Source organism: Streptomyces thermospinosisporus, assembly GCF_039526425.1.
Classification (GTDB): domain Bacteria; phylum Actinomycetota; class Actinomycetes; order Streptomycetales; family Streptomycetaceae; genus Streptomyces; species Streptomyces thermocarboxydovorans.
Map to the genome: position 1 here is coordinate 21449 of NZ_BAAAIZ010000111.1, position 11444 is coordinate 32892.

At 72.3% G+C, this 11444-nt stretch carries 4 protein-coding genes; 2 read left to right on the forward strand and 2 right to left on the reverse strand.

The genetic code is table 11. The annotated features are described in order from the left end of the window. Window positions 1-10: 10 nt before the first annotated feature. The gene (locus ABD207_RS28725; protein ID WP_344016139.1) at window positions 11-2206 is read left to right on the forward strand and encodes a CDP-glycerol glycerophosphotransferase family protein; all 2196 of its coding nucleotides are present in this window, start codon (window positions 11-13) and stop codon (window positions 2204-2206) included. Then, a complete protein-coding gene (locus tag ABD207_RS28730) occupies window positions 2203-3870 on the forward strand; it encodes a glycosyltransferase family 2 protein (RefSeq protein ID WP_344016140.1) in 1668 nt (555 codons plus the stop codon). Before ABD207_RS28725 ends, ABD207_RS28730 begins: the two co-directional genes overlap by 4 nt. A 495-nt stretch (window positions 3871-4365) precedes the next feature. Here the strand turns inward: ABD207_RS28730 and ABD207_RS28740 are convergent, their stop codons facing one another. Together ABD207_RS28740 and ABD207_RS28745 are read right to left on the reverse strand one after the other, a co-directional pair. Continuing rightward, window positions 4366-5847 (reverse strand): hypothetical protein, encoded by a 1482-nt coding sequence (locus ABD207_RS28740; protein WP_425580861.1) that lies wholly within the window; start codon window positions 5845-5847, stop codon window positions 4366-4368. 147 nt (window positions 5848-5994) lie between these two features. Next, on the reverse strand, window positions 5995-10923 hold the full coding sequence (locus tag ABD207_RS28745) for an NAD-glutamate dehydrogenase (RefSeq protein ID WP_344016142.1): 4929 nt from the start codon (window positions 10921-10923) through the stop codon (window positions 5995-5997). Window positions 10924-11444 lie beyond the last annotated feature (521 nt).

An 11444-nucleotide genomic window follows, 5' to 3' on the forward strand; every position in this document is an offset into this window, starting at 1 on the left:
GGAGCGCCCGATGCCCGAGCTCAGCGTCATCGTCCACGGCCCGAACACCCAGGACCACCTCACCGGTCTGCTGGACTCCCTCGCCGCCCAGCCCCTCGCCGGCGTCGAGGTCGTCGTGGCCGCCGTCGGCGACTGGGCACAGGAGACCGCCGCGCGGCACGCGCCCGAGCTGCGGGTGCTGCCCCTGCCCGGCGGCACCGGTGACGCGGCCTCCCGGGCGGCCGGGGCCCGGCTCGCCACCGGCCGCCGGCTGCTCTTCGTGCACTCCAAGGACGGGCTGCCGCCCGGCAGCGTCCGCACCGTCGCCGAACGCGCCGCCGAGCTGCCGGACACCGTGGACGTGCTGCTCCTGGACCATGTCCGCAGCTCCTGGCGCACCTCGTCGCTGCCCTCCCCGGACGGGCCGCTGCTGGTCCGTGGGGGCCGTGCCGGTCTCGCCCTCGACGACAACGCCTTCCTGCTCCGGCTCACCCCGCTGCTCGGCACCCGCGTGCTGCGCACCGGCTTCTGGCGCACCCACGAGACGCGGCTCAACACCGACGACGAGGCCTACGCCGCGCTCGCCGCGCTGCTGCTCGCCGACCGCCTGGCCTGCCTGCCGCACCCCGCCTACGAGGACCGCAGGCTCCGCCCGGCCAGCCTCCCGCCGCCCACCCCCGAGCAGCGCTACGCCCTGATCCGGCGCTACGAGTCGCTGCACGGCCTCGCCCGCGAGCGCCCGGCCGCCCGGTCCGTGCTCTACGAGGTGATGGTCCGGGACCTGCTGCGCACCTTCGCCCGCGGCGGCATGCCCGAGGAGGTGGCCCGCGAGTTCTTCCGGCGCGCCTCCCGCGCAGCCGTCCGGCTGCGCCCCGGGGACCACCACCGCCCCGCCGGACCGGAAGGCGTGCGCCGCGCCCTGCTGGAGGAGGGCGCCTACCGCCGGTACCGCGCCTTCCAGGCCGCCAACCGGGCCCGGCGCACCGTCCGCTCCGCGGTGCGCACCCGCGGCCGGCGCGTGGGCACCCGGCTGCGCGAGGAGCAGTACCGCCGCGCCCTGCACCGCCCCGTCGACGAGCACCTGGCGGTGTTCGCCGCCTACTGGAACCGCGGGGTCGCCTGCAATCCGGCCGCCATCGCCGCCAAGCTCGCCGACCTCGCCCCGCACATCCACCCGGTGTGGGTGGTCACCGCCGAGAACGCGGCGCTGCTGCCGCCCGGCACCGACCACGTCGTCCCCGGCACCCGCCGCTACTGGGAGACCCTGGCCACCGCCAAGTACCTGGTCAACAACGTCAACTTCCCCAACGCGGCGGTCAAACGCCCCGACGCGGTCCACGTCCAGACCCATCACGGCACCCCGCTCAAACGCATGGGCCTGGACCAGATGTCCTACCCGGCCGCCGCGCAGGGCCTGGACTTCCAGGCGCTGCTGGAGCGCGTCGACAAGTGGGACTACAGCATCTCCAGCAACAGCCACACCACCCGGATGTGGGAGCGCGCCTACCCGTCCCGGTACGTCTCCCTGGACTACGGCTATCCGCGCAACGACGTCTACTACACCGCAGGGGCCGACGAGATCCGCGCGGTGCGCGAACGGCTCGGCATCGCACCGGGCCGCCGCGCCGTCCTCTACGCGCCCACCCACCGCGACTACGAGGCCGGCTGGACGCCCCGCCTGGACCTCGCCGCGCTCGCCGACCGGCTCGGCGAGGACACCGTGCTGCTGGTGCGCGCCCACTACTTCTACGCCGGCACCGCCTCCCCGCTGACCGGCCTGCGCCGCTCGGGCCGCATCATCGACGTCTCCTCCTACGACCCGGTCGAGGAGCTGTGCCTGGCCGCCGACGCCCTGGTCACGGACTACTCGTCGATCATGTTCGACTACGCCAACCTGGACCGCCCCCTCGTCATCCACGCCGACGACTGGGAGACCTACCGCACCACCCGCGGCGTCTACTTCGACCTGATGGCCGACGCGCCGGGCCCGGTCGCCCGCACCCAGGGGCAGCTCGCCGAGATCCTCGCCACCGACGCCTGGCGGGACGAGAGCGCCGCCAAGGCACGCGCGGTCTTCCGGCGCAGATTCTGCGAGTACGACGACGGCCGCGCCGCCGAACGCGTGGTGCGCCGGGTCTTCCTCGGCCAGGACGACTGCGAGCTGCCGCCGGTGCTGCCCCTGGAGGAACGCACCCCCGCGCCGGCCCCGGAGGAGGTGGACGCGTGACGCCCCCGCCCGATGTGACGGTGACGGTCATCGTGCACAACGACGCCGAGCGCCTCCCCCGCGCCGTGGCGTCCGTGCGCCGCCAGAGCCACCGCCATCTGGAGATCGTGATCAGCGACGACCACTCCACCGACGCCACCCCCGAGGTCGCCCGGCGGCTCGCCGCCCAGGACCCCCGCATCCGTTGTCTGCGCCTGCCGGAGAACAGCGGCGGCTGCAGCGCCCCGCGCAACCGCGCCCTGGAGATCGCCCGGGCGCCGTATCTGATGTTCCTCGACAGCGACGACGAGCTCCCGCCGGACGCCGTCGCCGCGCTGCTCGCCGCGCACCGCGAACGGGACATCGACTTCGCGATGGGCGCGGTGCAGCGGATCCGCGTCGACACCGGGCGCCGCTCCACCTGGATGCCGCACCTGGTGCAGGAGCGCCGCACCCTGGACGGCATCGAGGCCGACCCGCGGCTGTTCTTCGAGCACCTGGCCACCAGCAAGATGTACGCCCGCGCCTTCCTGGACCGGCACCGGCTGCGCTTCCCGGAGGGCATCCACTACGAGGACCAGCTGTTCTCGGCGCAGGCCTACTGCCTGGCGAAACGGTTCACGATCATCCCCGAGCCGGTCTACGTCTGGTACGTCGCCCCGTACGCGTCCTCCGACACGGCGTCCATCTCCAACCAGCGCCACCGCATCGCCAACGTCCGCGACCGCGTCCACGTCCAGCGGCTCATCGACGCCTTCCTCGCCGACAGCGGGCACGAGGCGCTGCGCGAGGACAAGGACCACAAGTTCCTCAAGCACGACTTCCGCATGTACGCCGGTGACCTGCCCTACCGGGACGACGCCTGGCTGGAGGCCTTCGCCGACGTGATGAACCCGTACCTGGACACCCTCTCCCCCGGCGCCTACGCCCGGCTGCCGCGCGCCGAGCGGGTGGTGCTCCAGCTGGTGCGCGACCGCCGCCTTGACGAGGCCCGGCTCGCCGCCCGTGGCCTGGGCCGCGGGGTCGCCCCGCGCCGGGTGGTCACCGACGCGGACGGCCGCACCTACTGGGGCGAGCGCATCCCGGAGACCGACGAGGCCCGCCGCGAGCTGGACCTCACCGACCTGGACCTGGACACCCGCCCGTTCTTCAGCGCCCAGTTCCGTCACGAGATCACCGAGATCGTCCGGGGCCCCGGCGCCTCCGTTGACCTCACGGTGCGCACCTACGACCCCGCGCTGCGGCTCCCGGTAGGCCCCCAGCGCGCCGCCCTGCTCATCGCCCCCGGCCCGCGCCGCCTGACGGTGCCCTTCCGGATGGACCCGGTCCGCCCCGGCATCTTCGAGGGCCAGGTCCACTTCGACGTGGCGGCCGCCCCCCTCTCCCCCGCCGGCTTCGCCGGCACGCGGCACCCCCTCCTCCGCCTCACCCACCAGGGCCAGGTCAACACGGGCCTCCTCCTGGCCCCCCTCGACTTCCCCCCACTGACCACCCGCGTCCCCTACCACTCGGGCGCCACCCCCCACCGCGTCACCATCGAGCCGGAGGGCCACGGCGCCGGCCGCCTCCAGATCCGGTGGGAGCCGGTGGGAGTGACGGCCCGGGTACTGCGCCCGGTCGTACGCAGGGTCGCCCGCCCCGGGGTGAAGCGCGCGGTCCGGCTGGTGGCGAGCGCGGTGCGGTGAGGGACGGGCAGGCGCGCGCGGCACACGTTGTGCCAGGCCGCGGCGAGCGTCGTCTTGCGGCGCCGGCTCGGCCAGGGGCCCGGCAGGGCCGTCGTAGAGCGGGCGGCGCGACTGGCGTACACAGCGTGCGAGCGGCGCTGAGGCTCAGTGACTACGGCCGAAGAGGCGCCGCAGCATGGACGGCGGCGTATCGTTCCGGGCGGGCGCCGCTCCGCGTTCGACCAGGTCGGCGGGTGGCCCGGCTCGTTCTTCCTCTACCACGAAGGCGTCGACCTGGCCTGGCGACTGTGGGACCGCGGATACCGCGGCTACTACATGCCAGACACGGTGGGCCGCTCGCCGCCAGGCGCACCGGGGCACCCGCACAAGCAGGGCCGAAGACCCGCCCGAGCACGGCGGGCCACCTGCCCGCCAGGCCCGGCCAGAGACCCACCCGGGCACGGCCGGCGACCCGCCTGGCACGGTCAGGGCCCGCCAGGGGCGGCAAGGAAGCCCTCAAGGTCCCGGTGCGCGGTAGAGCACATGGCCGTCCGGGCCGGTGGCCACTCGGCGCAGGCCGGTGTCGTCCAGGACGCGGTAGGCGTCGACCACCCAGCGGACCCCGTAGGTCCGCTCGATACCCCGGCGTACCGCCGCGGGCGTTCCCGGGGTGAAGTACCGTTCGACGGCCGCCGTGCGGCGGTCCGCGTCGGGCAGGAAGACGTCCGGGTAGCCGGGGGCGACCGTGTAGGGGCCGTAGGCGGGGATGCGGCGGGCCGGATGTTTCTCCGCCAGGACCACGTCTCCGTAGCGGACCCACGGAGTGATCCAGTGGTAGCCGTTCCACGGCTCGCGGTACCGGGCCTCGGCCGGCGCGGGCAGCGCCTCGCGCGGCAGCACGTAGCCGAGCGTCCCGGACTGCACCCAGGCTCCGGTCACCAGCACGCCGGTGAGGAGCACGGCCCACAGAAGCCTCAGCCACCGCCGGCCCGCCTCGAGCGCCTCCACGGCAAGCGCGAGCTGGGCCGGGATCAGGGCGGCGGGCAGGGCGCGGCCCCATGAGTAGCGGGCGATCAGCCACCCCGCGGCCACGAACAGCAGGCCCAGGGCGAAGAACAGCACCAGCGGGTCCCGGCGGGCGCGCCGGAGCCGCGCGGCCAGCGCCGCCACTCCGGCCGCCACCAGGCCGTACCGCACGGCCCAGTCCCGGTAGAGCCCTCGGTGCGTGTCGGCCAGGTCGTCCCCGGTGCCGAGCAGCGCGAAGAAGTCGTAGTACGGCCAGGCCGCCAGGACCACCGCTGCCAGCAGCAGTGCCGCCGCGAGTTTCGGCCAGGGCACCGTGCGGGGGCGGCGTACCGCGAGCAGGGTGGCGAGGGCGCCGATGCTGGCCACGACGCCGGTGAACTGATGGCAGAGGAGGATGGCCGCCCACACCGCCCCGAGCCCGAGCCACCTCGCCCACCCTCCTCCCGGGTCCCGGAGCGCGGTGGTGAGCCAGGCCCAGAGGTGGAAGGCGAGGCCGAGCGCGAAGGTGCTCGGATACGACACCGTCAGCGCCAGCGAGCCGAGCCCGGGGAAGCCGCTCCAGGTGTACGCGGTGGTGCCCCACACCAGCAGCAGGCTCAGCAGCCCCAGCGCGGGTGCCGCCCGGTGCGCGCTCAGCGTCCGTACGTACCGCCACACGCCCGTCACCAGCAGCGCCAGCCCGGCCACGGCGGCGATCCGCAGCACGACGAAGACCGACCAGCCGCTCGCCCTGGCGAGCAGCCCGAGCAGCAGCATCCAGGGCGAGTAGTACGGGCTCGGGGTGTCCGCGTCGACCAGGGGGTTGCCCGGGTGGAGGGGGTCGTGCCGCAGCCGCTGCAGGGTGGCCGCGTGCATCCCCAGGTCACCGGCCCAGGGCAGCCGGACGATCACCGCGAGCAGCAGGACGACCACGAGCCCCGCGGCCGTCCAGGACACTGCGGCCGTCCAGGGCACTGCGGACCGGGAGCGGATCCGGGTGCTGACGGACACCTCACAGGCATGCCCGCAAACCGGACATGTCCACCGCTTCCCGGCGTGAGCCCCACCGAAGGCAGCACAACGCGAGGGTGCCCCGGGCCTACAGGACCCGGGGCACCCTCACACCGACTCAGCTCCCGCCTACCTGTGCGCCCGCAGCAGGGTGCGCATCGTCCGCATGGCCACCGACAGGTTGGCCAGGTCGAAGCTGTCCGAGTTGTGGATCTCGTCGAGCGTGGCGCGGGCCCGGGCGAGCAGCGCCGCGTTCTTCTGCTCCCACAGCTTGAACCGCTGCTCCGGCGTGTCGGTGCCGTTGCCGACGGCCAGCACGTCCGCGGTGACCGCCGCGTGCGCCGCGTACAGGTCCTCGCGGATCGCCGCGCGGGCCATGGACTGCCAGCGGTCCGCACGGGGCAGCTCGCTGATGCGGTCCATCAGCTGGGTGATGCGCAGCCGGTCGGCGAGGTCGTAGTACACCTCGGCGACCTCCAGCGGCTCCTTGCCCATGCGGTCGGCCACCGAGACGATGTCGAGCGTCGGGAAGGCGGAGGAGAACCCGGCGACCCGGGTGGCCAGCTCCTCCGGGACCCCGGCGTCGGTCAGCTCGTCGTAGATCTTCTGGTACCAGTCCAGGTCGGCGCCGCGCAGCAGCTTCGGCAGCTGCGACCACACCTGCTCGACCCGCTCGGAGAAGAAGTCGACGGTCTCCTGCAGCTCGAGCGGCTGCGGCCGGTTGTTCAGCAGCCAGCGGGTGCCGCGCTCGACCAGCCGGCGCGAGTGCAGCCGGATGCGGGTCTGCACCTCGGCCTGCACCTTGTTGTCGAGCTCCTCCACGGCGTCCCACACCATCGAGGAGCGGAAGATGGCACGGGCTGCGGTCTGCGCCCGGACGATCTCCTCCAGCGAGGCCCCGGTCTCCTCGCGCATCCGGTGCAGATAGGTGGTGCCGCCGGTGTTCACCGTGTCGTTGACCAGCACGGTGGTGGTGATCTCCCGGCGCAGCGGGTGACTGTCGATCCGGTCCGGGAACCGCTCGCGCAGCGCGCTCGGGAAGTACGCGTGCAGCAGGCTCTTCAGATACGGGTCGTCGGGCAGCGAGGTGTGCAGCAGCTCCTCGGCGACCGTGATCTTGGTGTAGGCCAGCAGGACGGCCGTCTCCGGGCCGGTCAGGCCCTGCCCGTGGGCGAGCCGCTCACGGATCTGCCGGTCGGTGGGCAGGAACTCCAGCCCCCGGTCCAGCCGGCCCTCGCGGACCAGGTGCTTCATGAAGCGCGCCTGGGCGTGGACCATGTCCTTGGACTGGGCGAGCGCGTTGGCGATGGCGGTGTTCTGCGCGTAGTTGTTGCGCAGCACCAGCCGGCCGACCTCGTCGGTCATCTCCGCCAGCAGCTTGTTGCGCTGCTTGACGGTCATGTCGCCGTCCGCGACCAGACCGTTGAGCAGGATCTTGATGTTGACCTCGTGGTCGGAGCAGTCGACGCCCGCGCTGTTGTCGATGGCGTCGGTGTTGATCCGGCCGCCGTGCAGCGCGAACTCGATCCGGCCGAGCTGGGTCAGGCCCAGGTTGCCGCCCTCGCCGACGACCCGGACGCGCAGGTCCTTGCCGTCCACGCGGATGGCGTCGTTGGCCTTGTCGCCGACGTCCGCGTGGGACTCGGTGGAGGCCTTGACGTAGGTGCCGATGCCGCCGTTCCACAGCAGGTCCACCGGCGCCTTGAGGATCGCCTTCATCAGGTCGGCCGGGGTCATCTTGGTGACGCCCTGCTCGATGCCGAGCGCCTCGCGGATCTGCGAGTTGACCGGGATGGACTTGGCGGAGCGCGGGAACACGCCGCCGCCCGCCGAGATCAGGTCGGTGTTGTAGTCCTCCCAGGAGCTGCGGGGCAGCTCGAACAGCCGGCGCCGCTCGGCGTAGGAGGTGGCCGCGTCCGGGTCGGGGTCGATGAAGATGTGCCGGTGGTCGAAGGCGGCGACCAGGCGGATGTGCTCGCTGAGCAGCATGCCGTTGCCGAACACGTCACCGGACATGTCGCCGATGCCGACCACGGTGAAGTCCTGGGTCTGGGTGTTCAGGCCCAGCTCCCGGAAGTGCCGCTTGACGGACTCCCAGGCGCCGCGGGCGGTGATGCCCATGCCCTTGTGGTCGTATCCGGCGGAGCCGCCGGAGGCGAAGGCGTCGCCGAGCCAGAAGTTGTAGCTCTCGGCGACCTCGTTGGCGATGTCGGAGAAGGTGGCGGTGCCCTTGTCGGCGGCGACCACCAGGTAGGTGTCGTCCCCGTCGTGCCGGACCACGTCCGCCGGGGGCACGACCTCACCGCCGACCATGTTGTCGGTGATGTCCAGCAGCGCCGAGATGAAGGTCCGGTAGGCCGCGACGCCCTCGGCCATCCAGGCCTCGCGGTCCACGCTCGGGTCGGGCAGCTGCTTGGCGACGAAGCCGCCCTTGGCGCCGACCGGCACGATGACGGTGTTCTTCACCATCTGCGCCTTGACCAGGCCGAGGATCTCGGTCCGGAAGTCCTCACGCCGGTCGGACCAGCGCAGACCACCGCGGGCGACCTTGCCGAACCTGAGGTGCACGCCCTCCACCCGCGGCGAGTACACCCAGATCTCGTACGCCGGGCGCGGCGCCGGCAGGTCGGGGATGGCCTGCGGGTCGAACTTCATGGAGACGTAGTCGTGCGGCTTGCCGCCGGACGCCTCCTGGAAGAAGTTGGTGCGCAGCGTCGCCTTGATCACCGTGAGGAAGGAACGCAGAATGCGGTCCTCGTCGAGGCTGGCGACCTGGTCGAGGGCGGCGTCGAGCTCCTCCAGAAGCGCGTCCACCAGCTCGTACCCGGCGCGCTGCCGGTCCGGCGACATCCGGGCCTCGAAGAGCGAGACCAGCAGCCGGGTGGTGTGCACGTTGTTGCGGAGGGTGTCCTCCATGTAGTCCTGGCTGAAGGTGGAGCCGGCCTGCCGCAGGTACTTGGCGTACGCGCGCAGCACCATCGCCTGCCGCCAGGTCAGGCCCGCGGCCAGCACGAGCGAGTTGAAGCCGTCGTTCTCCGCCTTGCCGGTCCAGGTCGCGGCGAAGGCATCCTGGAACCGCTCGCGGGCGTCGTCGCCCAGGTAGTCGGCGCCGGCCGCCTTGGGCATGCGCAGCCCGAAGTCGTAGATCCAGGCCACGCTGCGGTCGGCGCAGCGCAGCTCGTACGGCCGCTCGTCGACGACCTCGACGCCGAGCCGCTGCAGCACGGGCAGCACCGCGGACAGCGAGACCGCCTCGCCCTTGCGGTAGATCTTGAAGCGGCGCTCCTCCGGGGCCGCGCCCACCGGCTCGTAAAGACTCAGCTCGAAGTCCTTGTCCTTACCGAGCTTCTCCAGGCGCACCAGGTCGGCGACCGCGCTGCGCGGGGAGTGGTCGGCCTTGTAGCCCTCGGGGAAGGCGTTGGAGTAACGGCGCAGCAGCTCGGCGGCGTGCTCCTCGCCGAACTCGGCGATCAGGGCCTCGCTGAAGCCGTCGGCCCAGGAGCGGACGGCCTCGACCAGGCGGGCCTCGATGCGCTCCTTGTCCGCGTCGGACAGCTCCGGCAGCTCGGTGCCCGGCGGGACCCGCACCACGAAGTGCAGCCGGGACAGGACCGACTCGGTGTTCCAGGCGGTGAAGTCGACGCTGGTGCCGCCGAGCTCCTCCTTGAGGATGTCGATGATCCGCAGCCGGACGGCGGTGGTGTAGCGGTCGCGGGGCAGGTAGACGAGGGCGGAGTAGTAGCGCCCGTACTCGTCCTGGCGCAGGTAGAGCCGCAGCCGGCGGCGCTCCTGCAGGTAGAGCACCGACGTGACGATGGACCTCAGCTCGTCGACCGGGGTCTGGAACAGCTCGTCGCGCGGGTAGGTCTCCAGGATCTGCAGCAGGTCGCGCCCGTCGTGGCTGTGCGGAGAGAAGCCGGCCTGCTCCAGCACCTGCTCGACCTTGCGCCGGATGACCGGGACCCGGCGGACGGACTCGGTGTAGGCGGCGGAGGAGAACAGCCCGAGGAAGCGGCGCTCACCGATCACGTTGCCGTCGGCGTCGAACTTCTTGACGCCGATGTAGTCCAGGTACGACGGGCGGTGCACGGTCGCCCGGCTGTTGGCCTTGGTCAGGATGAGCAGCTTGTGCTCGCGCGCCTTGGCGCGGGCGTCGGCGGGCAGCCGCTCGAAGGAGGGGCTGACGGGGTGGCCCTCCTCGGTGGCGTGTTGCGGGTCGGAGCGCAGGATGCCGAGACCGGTGCCGGGGATGGCCGCGAGGGAGTCGTCCTCGCGCAGCTCGTACTCGCGGTAGCCGAGGAAGGTGAAGTGGTCGTCGGCGAGCCAGTGCAGCAGCTCGCGGGCCTCCTCCACCTCCTGCCGGGGCACGTCGTCCGGGATGGGCTCGTCGGGCAGGGAGTCGGCCAGCGCGGTCGCGGCCTGCCGCATCTTGCCCCAGTCCTCGACGGCCTCACGGACGTCGGAGAGCACACGCAGCAGATCGGCGGTGATCTGCTTCAGGTCGCCGCGGTCGGTCTCGCGGTCGATCTCGACGTGGATCCAGGACTCGACGTGGGCGTCGTGCGGAAGGCTGTCGGCGGCGGGCGGGTGGGTGAGGATCTCGACGAGCTTGCCGGTGAGGTCGCGGCGCACCACGATCTGCGGGTGGATCACCACATGGATGCCGCGGCCCTGGCGGGTCAGCTCATTGGTGACGGAGTCGACGAGGAAGGGCATGTCGTCGGTGACGACCTCGACCACGGTGTGGCTGCAGGTCCAGCCGTTCTCCTCGACGGTCGGGGTGTGGACCCGCACATTGGCCGTGCCCTGCGGACGGTTCTCGGCCAGCCGGAGGTGCGAGACAGCGGCTCCGAAGATGTCGACCGGGTCGCGGTCGACGAGGTCCTCCGGGGCGGTGTGCAGGTAGTAGCGCTGGAGGAACGCGAGCACGGATTCCCGGTCGGGGATCCCCTCGTCCGCCGTCCCAGTCGGAAGTTTCCCCCCGGCCGGGCTGTTCTCAGCTACCCGGGCAGCCCGTTCGAGCAGCTCGGCCTTGGCTTCGTCCAGCTTGGTCTGCATTGTCCTCTGGCTCCTGTCGCGCGCCGTTGCGTGACGTAGAAGGAAATACGGTCTCTGCCCTAGCGGTGCGGTGATACGACACGGGGTGTCCGGTCTGTTCCGACGCTATGCCGCGAGGTGAGATGAGCGGGGAGATATGAGCCATATTTGAGCTGCCGGCCGGCCTCGGCCGTCGCGCCGGCAGGTCCGTGGATGGCGTCCCGGGAGTGCTGCGCGCCCCCTCCCGCCCGCGAGGACCAGCGATCGCCGCCCGGGCACGGATGTCGTCCGTGCACGCCGGGCGCAGGGCGGACACCGATGTCCCCGCGAGCTATCGCGCTGATCACGCCACCAGGCTATCGCTCTGTGCAGGGGGCCCGTCATGAGCCGTATGTGTACAAAACCGGGGGGTGAAGTTTGACGTTCTGCACAGTGCGGGTCCCCTGCGCGGGGCGTAAGGGCAGGGGGCTTGCCCTTGCCGGCGTTGCCGTGCGCTGCGCCCAGCACCCACCCCGGGTGCGCACCCGGGGTGGGTGCTGGGC